At 70.6% G+C, this 25313-nt stretch carries 17 protein-coding genes; 16 read left to right on the plus strand and 1 reads right to left on the minus strand.

Annotation, left to right across the window (positions count from 1 at the left end; genetic code table 11):
* Nucleotides 1-69: 69 nt before the first annotated feature.
* The 12 genes from QSK31_RS40720 to QSK31_RS40775 all read left to right on the plus strand — a co-directional run bounded on the left by QSK31_RS40720 (nt 70) and on the right by QSK31_RS40775 (nt 20672).
* On the plus strand, nt 70-3834 hold the full coding sequence (locus QSK31_RS40720) for an endonuclease/exonuclease/phosphatase family protein (protein ID WP_285690180.1): 3765 nt from the start codon (nt 70-72) through the stop codon (nt 3832-3834).
* 113 nt (nt 3835-3947) lie between these two features.
* The gene (locus tag QSK31_RS40725) at nt 3948-4799 is read left to right on the plus strand and encodes an FG-GAP repeat domain-containing protein (RefSeq protein WP_285690182.1); all 852 of its coding nucleotides are present in this window, start codon (nt 3948-3950) and stop codon (nt 4797-4799) included.
* A gap of 16 nt (nt 4800-4815) precedes the next feature.
* Complete coding sequence (locus QSK31_RS40730) at nt 4816-5253, plus strand: DUF2690 domain-containing protein (protein ID WP_285690183.1); 438 nt, start codon at nt 4816-4818, stop codon at nt 5251-5253.
* Nucleotides 5254-5297: 44 nt separating this feature from the next.
* Complete coding sequence (locus QSK31_RS40735; protein WP_285690185.1) at nt 5298-8234, plus strand: hypothetical protein; 2937 nt, start codon at nt 5298-5300, stop codon at nt 8232-8234.
* Between the two features lie 368 nt (nt 8235-8602).
* Complete coding sequence (locus tag QSK31_RS40740; RefSeq protein ID WP_285690186.1) at nt 8603-9910, plus strand: glutamine synthetase family protein; 1308 nt, start codon at nt 8603-8605, stop codon at nt 9908-9910.
* Nucleotides 9911-9943: 33 nt separating this feature from the next.
* Nucleotides 9944-11950 carry an asparagine synthase (glutamine-hydrolyzing) gene (asnB, locus tag QSK31_RS40745; protein ID WP_285690188.1) on the plus strand — a complete coding sequence of 669 codons (2007 nt, stop codon included), beginning with the start codon at nt 9944-9946 and terminating at the stop codon, nt 11948-11950.
* Complete coding sequence (locus QSK31_RS40750) at nt 11947-12684, plus strand: class I SAM-dependent methyltransferase (RefSeq protein WP_285690190.1); 738 nt, start codon at nt 11947-11949, stop codon at nt 12682-12684. Before asnB ends, QSK31_RS40750 begins: the two co-directional genes overlap by 4 nt.
* A 155-nt stretch (nt 12685-12839) precedes the next feature.
* Nucleotides 12840-13367 (plus strand): hypothetical protein, encoded by a 528-nt coding sequence (locus QSK31_RS40755; RefSeq protein WP_285690191.1) that lies wholly within the window; start codon nt 12840-12842, stop codon nt 13365-13367.
* 162 nt (nt 13368-13529) lie between these two features.
* Complete coding sequence (locus QSK31_RS40760; protein ID WP_285690193.1) at nt 13530-16406, plus strand: nSTAND1 domain-containing NTPase; 2877 nt, start codon at nt 13530-13532, stop codon at nt 16404-16406.
* A gap of 77 nt (nt 16407-16483) precedes the next feature.
* The gene (locus QSK31_RS40765; RefSeq protein WP_285690196.1) at nt 16484-18418 is read left to right on the plus strand and encodes a glycoside hydrolase family 76 protein; all 1935 of its coding nucleotides are present in this window, start codon (nt 16484-16486) and stop codon (nt 18416-18418) included.
* A 271-nt stretch (nt 18419-18689) separates the two neighbouring features.
* Nucleotides 18690-19694, plus strand: coding sequence for a magnesium and cobalt transport protein CorA (locus QSK31_RS40770; RefSeq protein ID WP_285690198.1), 1005 nt, complete (start codon nt 18690-18692; stop codon nt 19692-19694).
* Between the two features lie 372 nt (nt 19695-20066).
* Nucleotides 20067-20672 carry a DedA family protein gene (locus QSK31_RS40775; RefSeq protein ID WP_285690199.1) on the plus strand — a complete coding sequence of 202 codons (606 nt, stop codon included), beginning with the start codon at nt 20067-20069 and terminating at the stop codon, nt 20670-20672.
* 489 nt (nt 20673-21161) lie between these two features.
* Here the strand turns inward: QSK31_RS40775 and QSK31_RS40780 are convergent, their stop codons facing one another.
* Nucleotides 21162-22271 carry a glycosyltransferase gene (locus QSK31_RS40780; RefSeq protein ID WP_285690200.1) on the minus strand — a complete coding sequence of 370 codons (1110 nt, stop codon included), beginning with the start codon at nt 22269-22271 and terminating at the stop codon, nt 21162-21164.
* Here QSK31_RS40780 and QSK31_RS40785 point away from each other — a divergent pair.
* From QSK31_RS40785 to QSK31_RS40800, 4 genes are all read left to right on the plus strand, one after another.
* Nucleotides 22270-22992 (plus strand): TetR/AcrR family transcriptional regulator, encoded by a 723-nt coding sequence (locus QSK31_RS40785; protein WP_285690201.1) that lies wholly within the window; start codon nt 22270-22272, stop codon nt 22990-22992. The genes QSK31_RS40780 and QSK31_RS40785 overlap by 2 nt on opposite strands.
* Nucleotides 22993-23181: 189 nt before the next feature.
* On the plus strand, nt 23182-23484 hold the full coding sequence (locus QSK31_RS40790; RefSeq protein WP_285690203.1) for a hypothetical protein: 303 nt from the start codon (nt 23182-23184) through the stop codon (nt 23482-23484).
* 32 nt (nt 23485-23516) lie between these two features.
* Nucleotides 23517-24125 (plus strand): hypothetical protein, encoded by a 609-nt coding sequence (locus tag QSK31_RS40795; RefSeq protein ID WP_285690204.1) that lies wholly within the window; start codon nt 23517-23519, stop codon nt 24123-24125.
* A 70-nt stretch (nt 24126-24195) separates the two neighbouring features.
* A complete protein-coding gene (locus tag QSK31_RS40800) occupies nt 24196-25281 on the plus strand; it encodes a ScyD/ScyE family protein (protein ID WP_285690205.1) in 1086 nt (361 codons plus the stop codon).
* Nucleotides 25282-25313: the final 32 nt, after the last annotated feature.

Below are 25313 nucleotides of genomic sequence, written 5' to 3' on the forward strand. Positions count from 1 at the left end.
GGCCGGTGTTCCTTCAGCGGTGGCTTCAAGGTGTGGCCGAGGCGCCGCGCGCGTTACGACCATGTGCGCATGTTCGCATCGACTCTCCGCGCCGCGCTGATCGGCGCGCTTCTCCCGATCACGGTTCCGGCGGCGGCGCCGCCGGACGACCACGTCTACGACACGGTGGTGCCGGCTGCGCACCGCGCCGCGGCGCTCGGCCACGGCTGGGCACGTTCGGACGACCGGGCCTGGACCGTGGCCGGTGACCAGGACGGCTTCCATCTGATGACCGCCGACGCCGCCGACGGATACCGCTGGCGCACCGCCGCCACCCTGAGCGAGCCCGGCATCGACACCGACCGGTGGATCGGCAACGCCTGCGTGACCGGATCGGGCGAGCGTGCCGTCGTGGTCTACGCCCCGCGCACCTTCACCAACAACGAGGCCCTGTTCGACCGGGGCGGGTTCACCGCGGTCGTCGACCTGGCCGGCGGCGTCGTGCGCAAGCTGCGGGTGCGGACCAGCCTCGCCTACTTCAACCCGGGTTGCGGCGCGGGCGAGGACGCCGTGCTCGCCCAGGCGACCGGGGAGAAGGGAGCCAAGACCCGGCTGCTCACTGTGGACGGGCGTACCGGCGCGACACGCGCGCCGATCACCGTGCCGGGTCAGCTCACCTCGCCGGTGCCGACGTCCGCGGGCATCGTGGCCGCCGACCGGGGCGCCGTCGTGCGGGTGGACGACAGGGGAGTGCGCCGCCGGCTGGCCACGGCGGCCTCGGTGCCGTTCCGGCTCGCCGCGGACGGTGACGGTGGTGTGGTGTACCTGGAACGCACCGCCGGCGGCGCGGCAGCCCGGCGGGTCACCCTCGCCGCCGGCCGCGGCGCGCCGGCCACGGTGGCAACCGGCACGCTGACCGGGCTGGACGTGACGTCCGGGCGCGGCGGGCGGGTGTACGTCACCGGCGCCGCCCGGGACGCCGGGGTGCCGGGCGCCCCGAGCGTCCGCGCACTCGCCGTGCCGGCGGGCAGCGGGGTCTCCACCGGCGGCGCGCTCGCGGTCACCTCCGTGGGGCGAGCCGGTGCGGCGGGTCCGATCCGCATCGGTGCCCGATCGCTCATCACCGGCGCCACCCTGACCTTTGACAAGGTCACCGCTGGTGCGGCGAACGGCCGGGCGCCGAGCCCGGCGCTGCTCCCGGCCGGCGTCGGCGGACCGCGGTCGCGGGCCGTCGCCGATCCCAGCGACCCGGCCGACATGGCCGACCGCTACTGCGCGGTGCCGCGCAACGATCCGCGCAACCAGGCGATGCAACCCAAACCCCGGCAGGTGGAGTGGGCGGTCGACCAGGCGGTGCGCGGCACGCTGACGGTATCCCGGCCGGCGAACTGGAAGAACCTCGGCATGCCCGCCTACACCCCGCAGGGGCTGTTCCCGCCCCTTACGCTCAACGGCGGAGGCTACGTGCCGGCGCAGATCATGCTCGGCATCGCGGCGCAGGAGTCCAATCTGTGGCAGGCGGCCCGGTTCGCGGTGCCCGGAGTGACGGCGAACCCGTTGATCGGCAACTACTACGGCGTCGACATCTACAACGCCACCGAGGCCGACGACTGGACGATCCGCTTCGACCACGCCGACTGTGGGTACGGCGTCACCCAGGTCACCGACGGCATGCGCCGGGCCGGACGGGAGAAGCCGGGCGAGACGGCCCTGCCGTACGAGCACCAGCGGGCGGTCGCGCTGGACTTCGCCGCCAACGTCGCGGCCGGGCTACGCATCCTGCAGTCGAAGTGGAACCAGACGCGCGAGGCGGGCCTGTCCGTCAACAACGGCAACTCCTCGAAGATCGAGAACTGGTTCTTCGCGGTGTGGGCGTACAACTCCGGCTTCTATCCGCAGTCGCAGGCCGCGGCGAACGACGGCGCTTGGGGCGTCGGGTGGGCCAACAACCCGGCCAACCCGAAGTACCCGGCCAACCGCGGCGCGTTCCTGGAGAAGGTGGTGGTGAACGAGGAGAGCGGCAAGGTGGAGTACAAGGACGACTACGCCGACGCCGCGCACCCTCAGGACTGGCCGTACCCGGAGAAGGTCCTGGGCTGGGCCGGCCACCCGATCGAGGCCCTCGAGGCGCCGGACACGCTCGTCCACGGTTACCGCCAGGCCACCTGGGACGGTGGCGACGTGCAGGGCCCGATCAACCGCCACCTCGCGGCCCCGCCGTACGCCACGTTCTGCGACGCCACCAACAGCTGCGAGTTCGGCGCCGCCTGGACGCCAGACGCCCCCGAGGTGGTCGGCGAGCCGGCCGGGCCGTGTGCGCACCGCAACGCGAGCGGACGCATCGACCTCAAATGCTGGTACCACCAGCCCGCGGTCTGGAAGCCGGACTGCGCGACCACCTGCGGCAAGGAGTTGCTGCGTTTCGACCCCGGATTCGCCTACCAGGAGGACGGCACCGCGTACCCGCCGCGATGTGACCTGGCCGGTCTGCCATCGGGCGCCCGGGTGGTGGACAACCTGGACGCCTCGATTCCCTCCGTACGGCCCAACTGTCCCCGGACCGCCAATGCCGGCGCGTTCTCCTTCACCTTCACCCAGAATGCCGCCGGTCAGCGACCCGGAAAGATCGACACGCACCAGCTGGGCACCGGCTTCGGCGGCCACACCTGGATGTCGAACACCCGCACCACCGACGCGCTCGAGGCCACCGGCACCTGGCGGTTCGACGAGGCGGTCCACGGCCTGGCGCAGGTGTGGGCCCATCTGCCGCAGCTGCACAACGGCACCACCCAGGCGCGCTACCACATCAAGACGCGGTACGGCGTACGACTGAGCGTCGTGCCTCAGCGAGGCGACGGCAACCGCTGGGTGCCGATCGGCTGGTTCATGTTCGGCGGCACTCCCGAGATCACGCTCAGCACGGTCACCCTCGACGGCGACGGCTCGCAGCGGATCGTGTGGGACGCGGTCGCCGTGGCGCCGGTCCGCGGCTCGAGAACTCTCTCGGTGCTGGACTGGAACATCGCCGGTGCGGCCCTCAACGACGGCGACAACATGGTGATCGAACGGCTCGTCACCGAGGTCCTCGCCCGCCGGCCGGACGTCATCACCCTCAACGAGGTGTGCGGAAGCCAGTTCGATCACCTCACCGAGCGCCTTGCCGCGGTCGGCTGGCAGATGACCGGCCACTGGGTGGTCGCCGAGGCGTTCAACCCCACCTGTTACAACGACGGTGACGACGCCGGGCTCCTGCAGGTAGGCAACGCGGTCTTCGTGCGCGGCACGGTCAGCCGCGAGCAGGACTTCATATTCGACGTCAACAACAAGCTCATCGAGGACGGTGTCCCGATCCCGGAGATAACCGATCGGGCGGTCGCCTGCGTCACGGCCCGGTTCCCGGGCACCGAGCGCGACGTCAAGATCTGCGCCACCCACCTGGCCACCGACCCCCAGGACCGGGACGCGCAGGTCCGGGAGCTGGCCCGGGTCTTCGGCCCGGAGGCACGGCAGATGCCGTTCGTACTCGCCGGGGACACCAACATCCCGACCCCGCCGGCCGACGCCGGGATGGGGTCGCTCTACGGGGCACCGCTGGGCACCGGCGAGTTCTGGGAGGTCGACCAGGAGCGTGGCTGCGTGCCGGCCGCGACGTGTGCCGTCGCCCAGGGCGGCGAGCCGACGTACCTGAGAAGCAACAAGATCGATTACGTGCTCGCCAGTCGCTGGCACCTGTACGTGCCGGTCGGCCAGGTCGTCGTCAACCGCGACGTCGGCGAATGCGGCGACCAGCAGGACACCCTCACCTGCTCCGACCACTACATCCTGCACAGTCAGTTGGTCCTGCCGTTCGCCTGACACCTTTCAGCCCTGCCTTGAAGGTATGGCGACGCGTCCCGGCCGGTTCCTAGGGTCCCCCTCGCATCCACAGAACGGGGGAAGAAATGGTACGCCGAGTATCAATCTTCGTCGTGACGGCGCTGCTGGTGACGCTGTTGCCGGCGCCCGCATCGGCGGCGGCGGGGGAGCGGCGCGACGACTACAACCGGGACGGCGTCAGCGACCTGCTGGCGATCGGCAGGGACGACGGCTGTCTCTACCTGGCTGCCGGTGACGGCACCGCCGCGAGCGTGGGCGCCGCGACGCGCGTGGGCTGCGGCTGGAACGGCTACCGGCCGGCGGCGGTCGGCGACATGAACTCCGACGGCAACGGAGACCTCATGGCGCTGACCGCCGAGGGCAGCCGCCCGGCGTGCCTGTGGCGCTGGCAGGGTGACGGCCACGGCGGCTTCGGCGGCGGCGCCCAGGTGGGCTGCGGCTGGGAGAACTTCACCGGGCTGATCGGACCGGGCGACATCACCGGCGACGGCCATGCGGATCTGATCGCCTTCGACCAGTCGAAGACCGATCCGTGCCTGTGGCGCTGGGCGGGCGACGGCCAGGGCGGGTTCGCTCCAGCCGCGGTGGTCAACTGTGGTGACTGGCACCTGTACCGCGACCTCACCGCGGCCGGTGACATCAACCGCGACGGCCGGCCTGATCTGATCGGCATCCGGCGCGGCACCGGGTGCCTGTTCCAGTGGTGGGGTGACGGCCGGGGCGGCTTCCGCGCCGGTGGCTCGTTCGAGTGCGGCTGGGCCGGCGTCGACGACCTGACTGGTCTCACCGACCTCAACGAGGACGGCAACGGCGACCTGCTGGGCCGGCAACCGCTCGAGAACGGCGAGTACGCGCTGGTCGGGTGGTACAGCACCGGCTTCGCCTTCTACTCCGGGGGCCGCGAGCTCGGCCGGACCGGCTGGTCATCGATGGATCTGATCTGACGGAATCGGAGACACCATGAGAAATCGCCGACTGGCCGCACTCTTCTGCGGCATTCTCGTTCTCATCGGCCTGACCGCCTCGGCGACTCCGGCGAGCGCCGTCGTGCATTGCTGGGGCGCCTCCTGCAACGGCCTTCGGCTCGCCGACACCGACTGCCATGTGCAGGCGTTCGAGATCACCGGTGCCACCGGCTTCTCGGGCGGCGTCGCGGCCGGCTCGGCTGGGGTGTGGTACAGCCCGACCTGCCACGCCATGTGGGCCGTCTTCATCATCACGGACGACGGCACCTACAACGCGGTGCTGGAGACCCAGCCCGAATACGGCGGAGTGAGCCGGACCCCGTTCACCGCAATCGTTTACCGGCAGAGCGGCGCCACCAGCACTCTCGTCGATTCCCAGCAGTCGGTGCGGGCCTGCTTCGGGACCTCCGGCTGGTGCACATCCTGGCGCTGATCCGCCGACTTCACACCCTCATGGGGGAGACAATGCGTCCATCGTTGACGAGATCGCGGCTGATCGCGGTCGTCGCCGCCCTGTCCCTGACACCCTCCACCGTGCCCGGCGAGGCCCAGGCCGCTCCGGAACCGAAGCCGGGGGCCGGCACGCGCGGCGCCGTACCGTCGCCGGACACCGCGCTCGGGCCGTCCTGGCGCACGTCGACCGACGTGCTGGTCGCCGGCGCCGGTGACACCGACGGCTACCACCTCTCGATCGCCCGTGAGAAAGACGGCTTCGCCTGGTCCACCCTGGCCACCCTGACCTCCACCGCGCTGGAGGTGGGTCCGTGGATGGGCGAGGTGTGCGTGACAGGCTCGGGCCGGTGGGCGGTCGCCGTCTTCGCGCCGAAGAAGGCCGCCAACCGGCCGAACCTGATGATGGCCGGCGGCCTCGCCGCGGTGGTCGACACCAGCACCGGCAAGGCGAAGCACGTCGCCACCGGGCTCCAGCTGTCCCACTCCAACCCGGCCTGCGGCCCGGACGACCGGGCCCTGCTGACCCGGGTGACCGGCGACGAGGTCAACCCCACCACCGAACTGCTGACCGTGGACGCCGCGGCCGGCCGGGTCACCGGCACCCGCCGCCTGGCCGGGCCGGTCGCCAACCCGGCGCCGGCGCCCGGCGGCGACTATGCCGTGGCCGGCGACCATCTGGTCAAGATCGGGGCGGCCGGCGAGCTGACCCCGGTCACGAAGCTCACCGGACGGCCGTTCGCGCTGCGAGCCACGTCCGGCGCCGCCCTCGACGTCGTCGCGGTCGAGGGCGACCGGGCGGTCGCCTCCCGATGGGCCGGTGGCAGGCTGACCCGGACCGGCACCGGCCCGGTCGGCAACCTGCAGCTCTTCGGCCAACGGGGCGGTACCAACGTCCTGGTCGGCACGGTGGACCGGCCGGCGTCCGTGCCCGGGCTGCGTGTCCTTCCCACCGACCGGCGCGTCGAGGCCGTCTCGGCCCAGGGACACCTGCTCGCCGAGGAGGTGTACAGCCGGCAGGCCGCCCACTCGGTCGTCGCGCCGCTGGAACGCGCCTCGGAGAAGCAAGCCGGAGCGTTCATGGTGAAGGTACGCGCCGCCGCCGGCCGGCGCAGCGAAGCGCTGGTGGTGCGGACCACGGCGCCGCAGCTGGACGCCGACCCGCACGCGGCGCCCGACCGGGGGATCCCGGCTCCGGTCATCGCCGCCTCGGTGCTCGAGCCGTCCTGCGCGGTGCCGCGCAACGACCCGTCGGTGCAGCCGGCGCAACCCAGCGCGAACCAGGTCGAATGGGCAATCGACCAGGCGGTGCACAACCGGCTCTTCGTCAACCGCCCGGCGAACTTCCTGAAGGCCGGGCTCGACGCGTACCAGCCGCAGCAGATGTTCCCCCGCAAGAGCCTCTCCACCGGCGGGACCGTGCCGGCGAACCTGATGCTCGGCATCGTCGCCCAGGAGACGAACATGTCCCAGGCGTCCTGGCACGTGGTGCCCGGGGATACCGGCAACCCCCTCATCGGCAGCTATTACGGCAACGGCGGCAACCTCGATGTCATCAACTACGACGACGCCGATTGCGGATACGGCATCGGCCAGGTGACCGACGGCATGCGGGCGGACAGCCCCGTGTGGAACGTCCAGCAGAAGCGGGCCATCGCCGTCGACTACGCGGCCAACATCGCGGCCAGCCTGAACATCCTCATCGAGAAGTGGAACCAGATCCAGGCCGAGCCGTCCGCGTACCGGATCACGTTGAACAACAATCAGCCGCAGTACATCGAGAACTGGTTCGTCGCGCTCTGGGCGTACAACAGCGGTTTCTATCCGTACGCGAACCGCAACGCCAACCCCGACCACCAGGGCAACTTCGGCATCGGCTGGCTCAACAACCCGGCCAACACGTTCCAGTACTCCGCCGACCGCACGCCGTTCCTGCGGTACACCATGGCCGACGCCGAGCACCCGAACCGATGGCCTTACCCGGAGCGGGTGCTGGGCTGGGTCGAGACACCGCAGTACAAGGGCTATCCGGTCTCGACGCCCGCCTACAGCGAACCGGACTACGGCGACAACACGCCGCAAGGGCCCCTGGGCGGCGGCAAGGTGCTGTCCTTGCCGGACTACTTCGACTTCTGCGACACCGGGGTCAACAACTGCCTCCCGTTCGTCGGTTGCCCGACGGACGACCCGAACTGCTGGTGGCACGGGCCGGTGACGTTCGCCGACTGTGGCGACCAGGAGTGCTCGACGGAGCATCTGGCGTACTCGCTCGGCTCCGGGGAACCTGGCGTCCAGCGCATCTACGACCGGGACTGCGCGACCTTCAACGAGTGGGCCGATCCACAACGCGACGCCACCAAGACCGTGTCGATGGTCTACAGCCTGAACAACACGGCACAGCACAACCTGGGCTGCGACGGGATCCAGCCCCAGAACGGCAAGTTCACCCTGCGGCTGGGTGACCCTTCCGGCGCCGAGTCGACCGCACCCTACGCGGCGGTCGACCTGCATCAGATCGGCGCCGGGTACAAGGGGCACGCGTGGTTCACCTATCTCTATCCGGGCAACCGGCCGAAGCGCCGCGTCGTCGGCTCGTGGACGCCCGACCTGGACCTGGCCCCGGGGACCCGCGCCAACTACGCCGTACTGGCGCACCTGCCCAGCCACGGCGCGGACGGCCACGGCACCTACGTGATCACCACCGGGGCCACCGGCCTCGGCGAGCAGAAGACGTGCCACATCAACTTCCATGACGAGACCCAATGGGGCATCCCCGGGGTGCTGGGCGCGCCCACGTGGGTCTACCTCGGCACTTACAACCTGGGCCGGGGTGCCCAGGTGCAGATCAACAACGCGGAGGTGGTGCAGGAGTCCGGCGAGGACAGCGTCGCCTTCGGCGCGATGGCGTTCGTCCCCCTCGCCAACCGGACGAGTCAGGCCTGCGGCGTCAACTATCCGAACTGACAACCGCCGGATCGTGCCGGCTCCCGCATCGCGGGACTCCGAATCCCTCCGTGCGCGCACCGATCAAGAGGGCCTGAGCCGCCAAGACGCGGCTCAGGCAGGTCATCGCGGCCCGAACGCGCCGGCCGGACGCTCAGCACACCCATCACAGTCGCTCGCCCGGATGTCGTTTCGGGAAGACCTTGGGGTCCGGACGCCCTGAACGACGACGCGGCCGGCGATCGCCCGACCGGCCGGCCCGGGCCGTGTGACCAGGCTCGACGCTGGGCGTTCACCGGTTTCGCCGGTCGTCGCGGCCCGAGGAAGGCACGGGCGGCGGCACATACCATCCGGAGCGTTACATCACGTGTACCGCCCGAGGAGCAAACTTGTCAGGGATTGACCGGTTCATCGCCGAGAACGCGATCGAGATCGTCGAGTTGGCGGTGGTGGACACCCAGGGCGCGATCCGGGGCAAGCGGATTCCCGCGCCGGTCTTCCAGCGCAGCGAGCGGTTCGCCATGTCCTCGGGGCTGTACTGCCTGGACTACGGCCTCGAGGTGCTGCCGGCCGGCGACTACAACTGGGCGAGCGGCTACCCGGACGTGTTCCTGGTGCCCGACCCGGAGACCGTCCGGCTGGTGTCGTGGCGTCCGGGGACGGCGCTGGTCTTCTGCGACGTTGTGGATCGTGACGCTCAGCCCGTACCGCTGGATCCGCGGTTGATCCTGAAGCGGGCGCAGGGTCGGCTGGAGGGGGCGGGACTCGATCCGCGGATCGGGCTCGAGACGGAGTTCTACCTGCTGGACCCGGAAACCCTGCGACCCCGGTCGGAGCGCATCCCGGTCTACAGCCTGCACGACGACTCCTACCTGTGGCCGATCGTGCGGGAGATCCAGGCGGCGCTGACGGCCGCGGGGGTCGTGGTCGAGGGCTGTCAGCCGGAGTACGGCGCCGGCCAGGTGGAGATCAACCTGGGTCATGCGGGGCCGCTCACCGCGGCCGACGACCTGCTCTTCCTGCGGTACGCCGTCAAGCAGATCGCCGCCGCGCACGGCTACCTCGCCACCTTCATGGCCAAACCGAGGGCCGAGTCGTCCGGCAGCGGGCTGCATGTCCACCAGAGCCTGCGCAGCCGCAACACCGGTGACAACGTGTTCTGGGACGCGGCGACCGGCGACCTGAGCGAGACGGCCCGGTGGTACCTGGGCGGGTTGCTGCACCACGCGGCCGAGACGGCCTACGTCGCCGTGCCCACGCTGAACGGGTACAAGCGGCCGGCCGCCTACTCCTTCGCGCCGACCCACGTGACCTGGGGTTTCGACCACCGCTCGGCCGCGGTGCGGGCGCTCGTGCACGGCCCCGGCGGGACCCGGCTGGAGCATCGGGTCGGTGCGGCCGACGCCAACCCGTACTTCCTGGTCGCCACTCAGCTGCTCGCCGGGCTGGCCGGCCTGGACAAGCAGCTCGAGCCGCCGCCGGCGACAACCTCCGACGTGTACGCCGGGGCCGCCGCCGACCCGCTGCCGGCCGGCCTGCCCGAGGCGCTGGCCCGGTTCGGCGACAGCTCGTTCGCGCGGTCGGCGCTGGGCGCCGGAGTGACGGATCTGCTGAGCCTGATCGGGCGCGCCGAACAGGCGGCCGCCGACGCCGAGGTGACCGGCTGGGAACGTCGTCGCTACCTCGAATCAGTCTGATCCGTCACCCACTCACCTTTCGGAGGTAGCGCCATGTGTGGCGTCGTCGGCTTCGTCAACAGCGGGATGCGCAAGGCCGAGCGCATCGCCGACCTGCGCCTCGGCATCAGGGGCATCGCCCATCGTGGACCTGACGAGGCCGGCATCTACGACGACGACCACCTCAGCCTGGGCACCGTCCGGCTGTCGGTGATCGATCCGCGGCTCGGCAAGCAGCCGATGGTCACCGCCGACGAACGCTTCGTGCTGGGCTTCAACGGCGAGATCTTCAACTACCTCGAACTGCGCCAGGAGCTGATGGCCGCCGGCGTCACCTTCGCCACCGAGTCCGACACCGAGGTGCTGCTGCACAGCCTGGCGGTGTGGGGCGAGAAGTCGCTCGACCGGCTCAACGGTCAGTTCGCGTTCGCCTTCTACGACCGGCGGCGGCACGAGCTGCTGCTCGGGCGGGACCCCTTCGGGGAGCGCCCGCTGTTCTACACCGATCAGGACGGCGCCTTCGCCTTCGCCTCCGAGGTCAAGGGATTGTTCGCGCTCCCGAGCGTCCGGCGGGAACTGTCGGCCGCGGGTGTGCGGGCGAACGGACGCTTCTGGACGCCGGTTCCCGGCGAATCCTGCTTCGACGGGGTGCGCAGTCTGCCTCCCGGCCATGTTCTCCGGGTACGGCCGGACGGGGCCGAACTGGCGCCGTACTTCGAGGTGCCGATCGACCGGAACGCCGACCCGGCCTCCGACCGCACTTTCGGCGGTACCTTCGACGAGGCCAAGATCGAACTCCGCGACCGCGTGCAGGAGGCGGTCCGCTTCCGGCTCCGTGGTGACTACCCGCTCGGCGCGATGCTCAGCGGTGGGCTCGACTCCAGCATCATCGCCTCGGTGGTCCGCCAGAACACCACCGGCGACCTGCCGACGTTCTCCATCACCGTGCCGGCCGGCGGCTGGGCCGACGAGTCCGAGCACCAGAAGGTCATCGCCGCGCACCTGGGCACCGACCACACGTCGGTCGAGGTCACCGGCCGGGACGTCCGCGAGCGGTTCCCGAACCTGGTCCGCAAGTGCGAGGCGCTCCTGCACTTCGGCGCGCCGGTCGCGGTCGAGATGCTGGCCGAGCGGATCGGGCGCAGCGGGGTCCGGATCGTGCTCGGTGGCGAGGGCGCCGACGAGTCGTTCTTCGGCTACGACATCCTCAAAGAGGCGACGGTCCTCGACTCCGGCCCGGCGGGCGGCGCCACCCCGGCGCAGGAGGCGGCCCTCAGCGCCGGCCTGGCCGACGTCCTGCTCACCGATCCGACGACGCCGGCCGACATCCTGCGGTTCTTCCAGGAGCGACCGGCGCCCGCGTTGAGCGCGCACCTGCGCCGGTTCGAGGCCGAGCTGTTCCCCGGCCTGGTCGCGGCGGACGACGCCGGCGACGACGATCGGCGGCTGCTCGCCTTCGCCCGGTCCCGCCTCCGCGGCTTCGACGACCTCGACATGGTCGGCCGGTCCCAGTGGCTCGACTTCCAGACCTTTCTGAGCGGGTACGGCATGACGTGTCTCGCCGATCGCCCCGGCGCCGGGTGCCGCATCGAGTCGCGCTACCCGTTCGTGGACCGGGCGGTGGTCGACTTCGCGGCCCGGTTGCCCCGGGAGTGGAAGCTGCGCGGCCCGGCCCGGGAGAAGCACATCCTCCGTGAGGCGTACGCCGACGTCCTCCCGCCGGAGATCCGCGAACGACCCAAGTTCGGCATGCGGATCCCGGCCGCGGACCACCTCCTGCCGACCGGCGCCGGGGACTGGGTGGACGAGATCCTCACGCCGGGGCGGGTGCGTGCTTGCGGCGTACTCGACGAATCCCGGGTCGTCTCCCTGCTCGACCGGGTCAGGTCCTTCCCCGGCGGCCATGTCCCGTACCCCTACAACCACGCCTACCTGCAAGTCCTCAGTGTGCTCCTGCTGCAGGACAGCCTGGTCGACAACTACCGGGTGCCCGAGGTGGACATCGACCGGATCCTGCTGCGGGAGTTCGACGGCACGGGTGAGACGCTGGTGCGCCGATGACCCCGGCCCAGGGCGAGCAGTACGACGCGATCGGCGCGCGGTTCGAGGAGTCGAAGTCGACGGCCGCCTTCTCCGCCGCCGACACCTATACCCTGCGCGCCGCGCTCGGCGACGTCAGCGGCCGGTCGGCTCTCGACCTGGCCTGCGGGTACGGCTACAACACCCGGCTGCTGGCCGAGCGCGGCGCCCGCCCGGTGGTCGGCGTCGACGTCTCGCACGAGATGATCCGGCTCGCCGAGAAGCACCCGGCCGGGTCACCGACGGGCATCGAGTACGTCGTCGCGGACGTCGCCGAGCTTCCCGCGCTGGGCCGCTTCGACCTGGCCACCGCGGTCTACCTGTTCAACTACGCGCCGTCGCGGGCGGTGCTGCGGGCGATGTTCGGCAGCGTCCGCGCCAACCTGTCCGACGACGGCCGTCTGCTGGCCATCGTGCCCAACCCCGCGCCCTTCCCGCACGGCAACTACGAGGAGTTCGGCCTGCGCCTCCTCGAACGCGTCCTCGGCCCCGAGGTCCCGCTGATCCGACAGGAGTTCACCACCGACCCGCCGACCCCGCTCGAGGACTACGAGTGGCAGCTCGCCGACTACGAGCGGGCCGCCGTCGGGGCCGGCTTCGGCGCCGTCCACTGGTCGCCCATCCGCACACCCCCACCCGACGCCGACCGCGACCGGTCCTTCTGGCGCCGCTACCGGCGGCACCCGGTCAGCTCCCTGATGACGTGCACAGCCTGAGCGAGTCTGGCTCTCGGCGCACCGGCGTTTCACGGCGACCGGTTTCTGCCGGTTGTATGTCTTGAGCCGCGGGCCCGACGCCGTACAACCGAGCGTGTTATCCCTTCCGTGGTTGCGCAACCGATCGATCGAACCGCAACAGGAAGGAATCGACCATGTCAGGATCTCGAATCCGAACGGCGCTCGTCGTTGTCGCGGCCGTCGTCGCGGCTTCGGCGGGGCTGTCCGCACCGGTGAGCGCCGCCGGGCCTCAGCGAACGGACCAGGCCGCCGGCGCGCGTCCGGCACCGGGGCACGCCGTCAAGCCGCTGGGCGGTTGCGCGGTGACCTTGGCACCCGCCGTGGGCCGGGACGAGGGCCGTGTCTGCTTGCAGCAGGCGGCGGAGGCGACGGCCTCCGCGGAGGCCTGCAGCTTCGCCTACTACGAGAACGGGCCGTGGGGTTCCCAGGACTGGTACGACGGCTGGGGCATCTGCGTCTCCGGACAGGGGTACGGCTACGTGCCGCTGGAGCTGAACGACCAGGCGAGTTCGTGGGACTCATGCAGTGACGGGTTCTTCTACGCGAACCAGCCGAACACTGATCCGCTGGCCTACTTCCCGGCCGGCTCGATCGGCAACTTCCCGATCGGTGGGGTGCCCAACGACGCGCTGTCGTCGTTCTGGGTCAACTACGCCTGCTGACACGGCCGGATCTCCGGCGCCGCCACCTCAACCGGGCCGCGGCGGCGCCGGAGGTCCCTCTGACCAGTGCTGTCCGGTGTCGGGTGTGCGACGCCGGAGAAACAGTCCCCGATCGGGCGTAACGTCCATAATGGGCGGTGACGCGATTGAAGGGGGACTTTCGTGCCACGCAGCGAGCGACCGCTGGACTCCGCCCACATGCCGCTGACGCGTTTCGCCGCCGATCTGCGGGCGCTGCGCCGGGCGGCCGGCACGCCGACCTATCGTGAGATGGCCGCCCGGTCGCACTATTCGGTGTCCACGCTCTCCGCCGCGGCCGGCGGTCGCCAACTGCCCACGCTCGGGGTGCTGCAGGCGTACGTGACGGCGTGCGGCGGCGACCCGGTGAACTGGACCGGGCGCTGGCACGAGCTGGCCGCCGCGCTCGCCACCGAGGCGGCGCCGCCCGATGACGAGCAACCGTCGCCGTACGCCGGGCTCGCCGCCTTCCAGACCGAGGACGCCGAGCGTTTCTTCGGGCGCGAGACGCTCGTCGCCGAGGTGCTCCGGCGTCTGCGCGACCGGCCGCTGGTGGCCGTCTTCGGCGCATCCGGCTCCGGAAAGTCGTCGTTGCTCCGTGCCGGCGTGGCGGCCCGGCTGCAAGCCGACGCGGTGCTGTTCACCCCCGGGGCCCATCCGCTCGATGAGTGTGCCGTGGCGCTCTCCCGCCCGGCCGGGATGATGCCCGGCCCGCTGCACGCCGAGATCGCCGCCGACCCGCGCGGCCTGCTGCGTACGGTCCGCCGGATCTTGGTCGACGCGCCCCCGGGCGCCGAACTGGTCCTGATCATCGACCAGTTCGAAGAGGTCTTCACGCTGACCACCGACCCGGCCGAACGGGACCTCTTCGTCGAGGCTCTGTGCGAGGCCGCGATGGACGTGCGGGGATCCTGCCGGGTCGTCCTGGGCGTCCGGGCCGACTTCTTCGCCCACTGCACCGCGCAGTCCCGGCTGGCCGGCGTGCTCGCCGACGGCCAGGTGATCGTCGGCCCGATGACCGCCGCCGAGCTGCGCACCGCGATCGTCCAGCCGGCCGTGCGGGCGGGTCTCGCGGTGGAGACGCCGCTGCTCACCGAGCTGATCGCGGCGGCGGCGGGGCAGGCCGGGGTCCTGCCGCTCGTGTCGCACGCGCTGCTGGAGACGTGGCGCCGCCGCCGGGGCAACACGCTGACGCTGGACGGCTACCAGGCGGCCGGCGGCCTGACCGGCGCGCTGCAGCAGACCGCGGAGAAGACGTGGGCGGGGCTGGGCCCGGACGGGCGGCGCTCGGCCAAACACCTGATGCTGCGGCTGGTAGCGGCGGGTGACGGCACCGTGGACACCAAGCGCCGGGTCGCCCCCGCCGAGCTGGGCGACGATCCGGAGCTGTCGACGGTGGTCGCCCGGTTCGCCTCGGCCCGGCTGATCTCGGTGGACCGGGACGGCATCGAGGTCTCGCACGAGGCGCTGATCCGGGCATGGCCGCGGCTGACCGGCTGGCTGGCCGAGGATCGGGAGGGACATCGCCTGCGGCAGGAGCTGACCGCGGCCACGGACATGTGGCTGGCGGTCGACGGCGACCGCGGCGCGTTGCTCCGCGGCGTACGCCTGGTCCGGGCCCAGGAGTACGCCGAGCGTGCCCCGTCGTCCCTGAGCGATCGGGAACGTGCCTTCCTCAGCGCGAGCCGGACGGCGGAGGAGGCCGAGCGTGCCGCGGCCCGCCGCGGCCGCACCCGGCTACGCCGGACGGTCGCCCTGCTCAGCGTGCTGCTCGTGCTGGTCGTGGCGGCAACCGCCTACGCGGTCGGAGCCGGCCGGGACGCCGCCCGGCAGCGAAACACGGCGCTGTCCGAGGTGGTCGCCACGCGGGCGGCCAAGTCCCGCGGCGCGGATCCGCTGCTGTCCGCCCGGCTGAGCCTGGCCGCCTACCGGGTGGCGCCCACGGCGGCCGCGCGTGACGGCCTGCTGTCCGCGGTGCCGTTCCCGGCCGGACCGCGGCTGACCGGGCACGCCGGCAACATCAACGCGCTCCGGTTCAGCCCGGACGGGCGCCGGCTGCTGACCGTCTCGCACGACCGGACGGCGCGGCTGTGGGATGTCGCCGATCCGCGCCGGCCACGACCGTCCGGAGTGCTGACCGGGCACACCGGCACGGTCAACGACGCCGCGTTCCGGCCGGACGGCCGGCTCATCGCGACCGCGGGCTGGGACCGCACCGTACGGCTGTGGGCCGGACCGGCGGGACGGTCGCCGGTGGCCGTGCTGGCCGGGCATACCGCCGACGTCAACGCGGTCGCGTTCAGCCCGGACGGCCGCCGGTTGGCGAGCGTCGGCAGCGACCGTACCGTCCGGCTCTGGGATGTGTCGCGGCCCCGGTCGCCGCGGCCGGTGGCCGTCCTCCGCGGGCACACCAAGCAGGTGGTGACGGTGGCGTTCCGGCCGGACGGCGCCGAGCTCGCCACCGGCAGCTTCGATCGTGAGATCCGGCTGTGGCCGCTGACCGGCACGGGCCGGGGCCGCGTGCTCACCGGCCACCGGGCCGGCGTGACCTGGGTGGCGTACCGCCCGGACGGCGCCGAGCTGGCGTCCGCCGGGCAGGACCAGACCGCCCGGATCTGGGACTTGTCCACCGGCCGGGAGCGCGGGCTGCTGGCGGGACATCAGGGGGTGGTGCGGTCGGTGGCGTACCGGCCGGACGGCGGTGCCGTGGTGACCGCGGGCGAGGACCGGACGGCGCGGCTGTGGGCGCTGACCGGGCCGGCCGCGTACCGGCAGATCGCGGTCCTGGAAGGGCATGTCCAGGCGGTCACGTCGGCGGCCGCGCACCCGTCGGGCCGGCTGCTCGCCACGGGCAGCGACGACGACACGGCGGCTCTGTGGCCACTGCCGGACGCAAGGTGGGCGCCGGTCGGCCCGGAGCAGGCGGCCGCGTGGATCTGCTCGCTCGCCGGTCCTCCGCTCTCCCCGGGCGAGTGGCACGTCAGCTTTCCCGGGGTCCGTTACCGGCCGCCGTGTGACTGAGGTTGTTTGTACGGTCGCCGACCGTCGACACCGGACAACGTTTCGGTGTTAACCCTGACTCCGACGAAGGAGGTCAGGTGAGGAAACGAAGAGTACGAAGCATCGCTGCGGCGCTCGTCCTGAGTCTGCTGGGGATGGCCGCGGCCGAGGGTGCGACCACCGCGCCGGCGGCGGCCGCCGAGGTGCAGGTCTGCCGCAACGGCATCTGCGACGGGCAGAAGGACCCGGCGACCGCCGCGCAGGACACGCTGTTGCAGACCGCACACCGGGAGAACCGGTCGATCGAACTGCACGTGTCGTTCACCGACGGTGGCATGGCGTGGGCGGACCTGAGGTCCGGCGCCCCGGGCGACCTGGTGTGGCTGGATCGCACGTTCGACGGCGGCGCCACGTGGGAGGGGCATCTCGGGCTGACCGAGGTTCCGGCCGGCGGCACGAGCTGGCGGACGATGATGTACTGGATCAGCGATGTCATGCGCGGGGGGATGGTGCGCGCCTGCGGGGAGACCGGGGGCGCCGGTCGTACGGCATGCACCTCATGGTTGCCGGTCTGCCGGGACGGCCGCTGCGACGGCGCCGACCCGGCCGGCGTGGCCGACAAGCTGCCGAACGCCCGGTCCTGGGTGTGGGGCCGCAAGGTGACCATGCACGTCAGCGCGGACGGGCTGGCCGGCTGGGCCAGCATCGACAACGTGGACACCAGCCGGCGGGATGTCGTCTGGCTGGACCGCAGCTGGGACGGCGGCACCAGCTGGGAGAGCGGGCTCGGCGCGACGGCCATCCCACCGGGCCGTACGGGCTGGCGGACGCTGCTGTTCCACTTCGACAACCCGTCGCAGGGCGGGGTCGGCATGCTCCGCGCCTGCGGCCAGGCCGAGTTCACTCCGGAGACGCAGATCGACTGCACGCCGTGGGTGCGTGGGAGCCAGCCCCCGCCGGACATCTATCGGGGCGCCTCCGACGAGCTGGAAAGGTTGTACAACGGCGATTCGGGCATGTTCGGTCCCGGCGAGCCGGACGCCGGCATCTGGATCTCGGCCAACGCGCTGACCGCGCTGCTCGACTACACCGCGCGGACCGGCGACGACCGTCATCTCGGCGTCCTGGCGACGATGAGGAACAAGCACACCACCGGGATCCCGGCCAAGACCTGGACCGGTGAGTACTACGACGACTACGCCTGGTGGGGACTGGCCTGGCTGCGGGGCTACGACGTGACCCGCAACACCACCTATCTGGCGCTCGCGGAGAAGGTCGCCGACCGGATCCGGGACAAGTGGAGTTTGACCTGCGGCGGCGGCATCCGTTGGAGCGATCAAGAACCGCTGGTCAAGAACACGATCACGAACGCGCTGTACCTGAAGCTGGCCGCCGGGCTGCACCGGCGCGGGCGTGGCGGCGGCCGGTGGCTGGAAGAGGCGAACCGCACCTGGGACTGGTTCGAAAGCGCGAACGGTGGCCGGGACCTGCTGGACGCGAGCAACGGCCTCGCCGAGGACGCGATGGAGCCGGTGAACGGGAGGTGTGTGGTCACCAACGGCCGAACGTACACCTACCTTCAGGGCACGATGGCGGGTGGCCTCGCCGAGCTCTATCGCGTGACCGGCAGGCGGGAACTCCTGGTCCGTGCGGCCAGGATCATGAACGCCGCCACCACGGACGAGTCGATGGTGCGCGACGGAGTGCTCTACTACGACATCGAGGAGATCGCCGACGACGGCGACGGGCTGAAGGACGTCGAAAAGCGTTACCCGTCGGACGGCACCGCGTTCAAGGGCGCGTTCATGCGCAACCTCCGCGAGCTGTACGACGTCAGCGTGGCCGCGGGCGCGCCGACCGGCGACTGGCGCGGGTTCATGCTGCGGCAACGCACAACGCTGATGGACGGCAGCCGCAATGACTGGAGCCAGTTCGGCATGCACTGGGCCGGCCCGGTCACCCGCGACCACAACATCACGTTCGGCACGCAGCTGAGTGCCCTGGACGCGTTCAACGCCGGCCAGGGTCTCTGATCAGCTGAGCAGCGCCCGCGACACCGGCCTCCGCCTCCGTCGTGGGCGCTGCTCAGGGCAGGCAGCGTGCCCCGTCGAGGCCGGTGGAAAGTACCGCACCCGACTTGCTGCGTACGGTGATGGAGCGTCATCGCCGCACCGACCTGACGGGTGCGGACCGTCGCGGAAAGTACCAGCTGAGGATCTCGGGATAGCTGCTGTCCACTGATTGCCCCTCATCATTGGTGCGACCGGCGTCCCCCAGGTGCCCGCCCGTCGATAGTGTGATCAGGTGTTCGCAGATGGCGCGATCTACCGGGACGGTCGGCGCACGGCCGAACCACTGGGACTGGCGCGCCTGGATGGTTCGGGCACGGACGGCGCCCTCTTGGCGTGGGCCGGGCTCGATCGGCCGACCGAGGCGGAGTTCACCGCCGTGGCGCGGCAGTTCGGGCTGCCGGACGCCGCGGTCGCGCACAGCCTGCATCCGCACCAGCGGCCGAGGCTCGAACGGTACGGCGACACCTTGTTCTGCGTGCTGCGCACGGCCCGCTACATCGACGAGTCCGAGACGTTCGACTTCGGCGAGGTGCTCGTCTTCCTGGGCCCGAACTTCGTCGTGACCGTCCGCCGCGGCGAAACACCGGACCTCTCGGCGGTGCGCCGCACCCTCGAGGCCCGGCCGGAGCTGTTACGGCGCGGGCCCGTGGCGGTCCTGCACGCCGTCATGGACCAGATCATGGACGATTACGGGCCGGTCGTCGCCGGGGTCGAGAACGACATCGACGAGATCGAGGACGAGGTCTTCGACGGCAGCGCGGGCGCGCCCCGGCGGGTGTACCGGCTGTCCCGGGCCGTGATCGCGTTCCAGCGCGCGACCAAACCACTGCCGTCGATGTTCGACCGCCTGATCGACGAACCGCTCTTCGACGAGGACGAGCGACGGGCCCTGCGGGTCGTCCGGGATCGCGCGCTGCAACTGGTCGAGCAGGCGGACGCGTTCCGGCAGGTGCTGCAGAACATCCTCAACGTCAACCTCACGCTGGAGACGAAGAGCCTCGCCGAGATGTCCAACGCCCTCACCGAGATGTCGAACGACCAGAACGAGGTCGTCAAGAAGATCTCCGCCTGGGCGGCCATCCTGTTCGCACCCACCTCCGTCGGCACGATCTACGGGATGAACTTCCAGATCATGCCGGAACTGTCCTGGGAGCTCGGCTACCCCTTCGCACTGGCCCTGATGGTGCTGGTGGGGATCGCTCTTTACGGGCTGTTCAAAAAACAGAAGTGGATCTGACGACCGAAAACAGAAGTGGATCTGACGACCGAGGCTGTGACGTGGCGAGTGTTTGTCGCAGGGGAACCGGGATGGTCGGCCCCCCAACCAACCTGAAGCCAGCATTAGAGCGTCGCTGAGGACCGCCCTCTTACGGATATCTAAGAAATGGAACCTACCGTCGGCTCATGGGCAGGGGTGAGGACCAGATGACCGGCATCGCACCCGGCAACCGGACAGTAGTTTGGCGGGCCCTCGACCGCGGTGCCTGACATCCATCCCGACGTCCGCTTCCCAGCAGGCCGGTTCGCGACCACGACATCGCCTACCCGCCGTAGCGGCCCCTCATGCGCCGGACGACCGACGCCAGCAGCACGTAGGAGAAGAACGACGATGCTCGACCACCTGACACCGCTGCTCTCCTCGCCCTGGCTCTACGTCATCGTCTTCGCGGCCATGGCCGTCGACGGGTTCATCCCGGTCGTGCCGACCGACGTCGCCGTCATCGGGCTGGGCGCGCTGTCGGCGACCGGCTCGCCGAACCTTGTCGCCCTGGCCGCCGTCGTGGTGGCCGGCGGGATCGCCGGCGACCGGGTCTCGTACCTGCTCGGCCGGAAGGCCGGCGGCCGGGTCACCGACGGCAAGCTCGCGGTGGTCAAGAAGAAGGCGGAGCGTGCGCTGATGCGGTACGGCGGAGTCGTGATCCTGGTCGGCCGGTTCCTGCCGTACGGGCGTACCGCCACCGCCCTGACGGCGGGCTCGACGTCCGTTCCGCTGAGCCGGTTCCGGCTCTTCACCGCGCTGGCGAGCGTGGCCTGGGCGGCGTATGCGATCGGCCTGGGCCGGCTGGGCGGGGCGACCTTCGCCGGCTCGCCGCTGCTGGGCGCCGGGTGCGCGATGGTGTTCGGCGCGATCCTGACCGCGATGTTCGCCCTGGGAGGGAAATGGAGCGGCGGCGCGAAGGTCACCGCCGGAAGCTATCTCCCTCGTCAAGACTGAGGCAGCACGTGAAGCACGTCCGCGTCGCGCTGCGCGGAGACCACCTCACCCGCGCCGGACTGACCCATTACCCTCAGTTCGGGCCTGGCATACGGACTCTTCCTGAGCTGGAGCACGTTCCGGCCGTTGCCAGTACGGGAGAAGATGATCCCTATGACCCTCGTAAATAAGGGGTTTGGGCGAACGGCGGCCGGGATGGGGATCGATGATCGCGCTTGTGCCCGGCGTGGTGGCGTGACACGAGGAAGGGCCTTCGGTACGTGCAGAGGTGACTAGCCAAAGCTCGAACTCCGAAGGCCCAACCCCGTTGGTATACCTTGCCGCCGGGACCGCCACATCGATGCCCCCGGCCGCTCTCACGCCGCGATGGTCTAGTGGGCCATGATCATCATCATGACCCGCCGTCTCGCCCGCCACCAACACCCCTGAAGTCCTCTATTTCCAGGGTCTTACGCCCGTAGCCCCGGCGGTCGGGTCGTGCTGGATTCTTCAGACGGTGGCGGTGAGGGTTTCGAGGACTTGGCGAGGGGACGGCATAGCGCTGATTTCCTTCGCCATCGTCTGCGCCGCCGTGCGGTACGCGTCATCCTCGAGGACTTTCTGGATCGCACCGCCGATCTCGGCCGGGTCGGCGACGACCTCTGCTGCGCCGACCGAGGCGGCTCGTTCGGCGTTGACCGGCTTGTCCAGGCCGAGTGGGAGCAGCACCATCGGCAGCCCGGCGCTGAGGGCCGCGAGCACGGTGCCTGCCCCGGCCGCCGAGACGACCAAATCCGTGGCCTGGAGCAGGTCACGCATGGGCACGAAGCCTGCGAGCTGAACCCGGCGGCGATCGACCTGATCCATGTCGAGGTCCTTCGCCGTGTGTGGCGCCAGGAGCAGGTTGACGTCAAGTTCGGAGGCGGCGACGACGGTGCGGGTCAGGACCTGAGGGTCCTCCACGACCGTACCCAGGGAGAGCAACACGGTCGGACGGTCCTCCCTTTCCCGGAAAGCGGGGCGGGTCCAAGACGGCCCTTCGCCCGCGTGTGGTTCCGGTCGGATCGGCATACGCGGGGCCGGATAGTGGTCAGTGAACCGCAGCAGGCTGTCCGGCCACGGGTCGACGTACGCGAACGGGGCGCTCGGGACGAGGCCGTGCTCACCAAACTTGACGAGGGCACGTTGCCCGAACTGCACGGCCAACGGTTCAATGAGGGGCAGCGTGGCGCCGTGCGCGGCCCACGGGACGTCGAGGGCGGCCGCCACGAATTGGCCAAGGTAGTCGGACATCTCGGCGACGACCAGATCGGGACGGAAGTCGCGGGCGTGCGCCAGCGCTTCGCCCGCCGAGGAGTTGATCGGGTTCTCCACGAAAAACTCCACTGCGAAGGCCGCCATATCGGTCAGCGGGTCGCCGCCGGTGCGGCGGTTCACCTCGCCGAGGTTGGCGGCTATGTCCAAGCCGGCCGGGAGCAGAGGCATCGACGGTGCCGCTGAGGCCATCGACGGATGAGTCATCAAGGCGACGTCGTGGCCGGCATCTCGCGCTGCTTTGGCGAGCGGGAGCAGCGGGAGCACATGCCCGAAGGCTGGAACGGCGGAGAACAAGATCTTCATGCTGGTGGACTCTACTCCATCCAGTAGAGTCCACTCCAGTGAGTGGATTGGTGGTTACCATGACACCGTGGGTAGTGACCAGGAGATCTCGAAGAGCAGACGAGCGGAGAACGCGGAGCAGACCCGACTTGCGATCCTGGCGGCTGCGCGAGATCTGTTCACCCGGCGCGGCTATTTCCAGACGAAGGTCGGCGACATCGCGATCGAGGCCCGGGTCTCGGTGGCCTGGGTCCACGCGGTGGGCGGCGGCAAGAGCGGCCTGCTGCGTACGCTCATCGAGAACGGCGTCACCACCGAGGACAATGCCGTAATGCTGGAACGGATGACCTCGATCACCGAACCGGCAGAACTCGTACGGTTCCTGGTGCAGGCCACCCGGCTCCGGTTCGCGGAGTGGGCGGACCTGATGCGGCAGGTCGCCGCAGCGGCGCCCCAGGATGTCAGTGTCCGTCAGAGCCAGGATATTGCCCACGAGGGCCTACGCGGCGCCTTACGCCTGACCGCGCATCGACTGGCCGACATGGGCGCCTTGAAGGAGAAACTGGACCCGGATCGCGCCACCGATCTCCTGTGGCTTTACCTGTCCAACACGGCGTACTTCCTGAGAACCGACGAGCTCGGCTGGTCTCTAGACGAGTCCGAGACCTGGCTCATCGAAATTCTCACGCAATCCCTGCTGGCACCCCGGGCTCAGGCCGGCGCCCCCGCCAGCAACTTCTGAGGCATCGGGGTCCGGGGGCGGCGCCGGCGGTGCGGGTCCCCGCCGCTGGAACTACGCCGGCTGGGGATACCGGCCATCACGGATCGCGTGGTCCAAGCGGCGCTGAAGCTGGTCCTGGAGCCCGTCTTCGAGCGAGCCGTGCTGAGCACCGTCGCCAGAAGAGGCAGTACACCTGAGGAGGCCCTGCACATGCGTAAGCTCGTCCAGTTGTCGGTTGTCGAGCGACGACAGATCCTCCGGGACTTCGTCGACCGGGCGCTTGCCGACGGGATCAAACCCGAGTCGGAGGAGGGACGCGAGATCGTCAACCGCATCGTCGAGCCGACCCTGCCCAGCATCCGTGAGGCGCTGACGCTTCGCCTCGAACTGCTGGCCGACGCCTCCCTGGAACGGTTCTGGACCCTGGCCAGCGTGCTGCAGGGCCGCGAGCCGGGTCCGAGCGCGATCCCCGCCTTCCAATGGCTGCTCGCCGGGTTGCGCGCGCACCACTGATCCTGCCCGGCCGCGGTGCGTAACCTCTTGCTATGGCCCGACGGGGATGGTGGCCGGTGCTTGCCGCTGCCGTTGTGCTGGCTCTGGTGTCGCTCGCCTCGAACGTGACGACCACGAGTCAGCTCGAGGGCAGGGCGGACTCACTGCTGGCCGGGCGCTTGACGCTCAGCCAGCTCATCAACGCGGGCTCGGTCTGGGCCGGGCTGGCGGTGCTCTCCGGGTGGCTCGTCCACCGCCGCGTCGCGGCCGTTGCCGCCGGCGTCGTCGCCCTGCTCACTGCCTGCCTCGTGCATTACGGCGCCGGGATCGCCTTCGGCATGTTCGATCCGGACATCTGGATGGCCAACGCGCATTGGCTGATGGGCGCGATGGTCGTGGGTGGACCGCTCGGCCTGGTGGGCGCAATCGCCCGGCGGCTGGATCCGTGGGGAATGGCGGCCCGCCTCGTCGTCCCCGCTGGAGCCGTGCTCGAACCATTCGTCCTCGGCCGCTTCACCACTCCCGCGATCCTGCCCTGGCCGAACAGGGTGGCCGACTTCGTCAGCGGAGCGGTGCTGTTGATGGCCGGAGTGGCGGGCTGCGTCTGGATCCTCGCCGCTGGGCGGAGGCGGCGGCGGGCGATGGCCGGCCTTCCGGCTTGATCCGCGACTGACTCCGGTGGTTTTCCGCCATCCGCCCTCCGGCGCACCCGGCCGGGCTCAGGATTACGGCATGATCATTCAACGTACGGTGAGAGCACTGGCCGTTGCCGGGACGAGTGCGGTGGTTGTCCTGGCGGGGGTGCCGGTGTCAGCGGCCGTCCCGCCGGTGCGGACCATCGCCGCCGAGTTGGACGGACCTATGGGCCTTGATGTGCTGCACGCACGGCGGGCCCTGGTCGCCGAGTCCGTGTCCGGCAAGGTCACCTCCATCGACCTGAGCACCGGCGCCAAGACGGCCTTGATCTCGGGCCTGGCCCGTCCGGCCGGGGTCACCTCGTGGTTCGGCAAGATCTTCGTGGCGCTGGGGGTGCCCGGGCCCGGTGAGCCGGCCGGGCCGAAACCCACCTTCCCCCCGGCCAGCATCCTCAAGGCCGACAAGCACGGCAGATATGTACGCGTGCACGCTGACCTGATGGCGTACGAGTTGAAGCACAACCCGGACGGCCAGAGGCAGTTCGCGCCGGACGGCAAACCGTACGACGCGTTGTCCAACCCGTTCAGCGTCCTCGGCACTCCCTGGGGCATCCTGGTCGCCGACGGCGGCGCCAACGCCGTCCTGAGCGTGGATCCGAAGTCCGGCAAAGTCCGCACGTTCTTCGTGCCGCCGAACCCGAAGACGCCTGAGTGCCTGGCGCCGGGCGCGCAGGCCAACCCCGGCACGGTCGGCTGCGACGCGGTGCCCACCGGCATCGCCGTCTTCGAGAACGACGTGTACGTGTCCACGCTCGGCGGCGAGAAGCCCGGCGCGGCGACGATCTACAAACTGGACGGCCGCACCGGCGAAACGGTGAAGAGCTGGACCGGGTTCACGTCCCTCACCGGCATCGCGGTCTCGCCGCAGGGCACCGTTTACGTCTCCGAGGTGTTGCACGGCGCCCCGGCCGGCAACGGCCCGCCGCCGCCTGGTTTCCCCGCGAACGTCGGCCGGCTGACCCGGATCGCCGGTGACACCGTCACCCACGCCCAGGTCACCATGCCGACCGGCGTCGAATTCCACCGCGGCCGCCTGTTCGCGAGCACGTGGAGCATCGCGGCCGGTTTCAAGGTCGAGCACGCCGGGCGACTGGTCGAGGTGCCGGACGGCGCATTCAGCTGACGGTCGAAACCAGGCGACCTCACCTCGCGCAT

It is taken from the genome of Actinoplanes sp. NBRC 103695 (assembly GCF_030269485.1).
GTDB lineage: Bacteria > Actinomycetota > Actinomycetes > Mycobacteriales > Micromonosporaceae > Actinoplanes.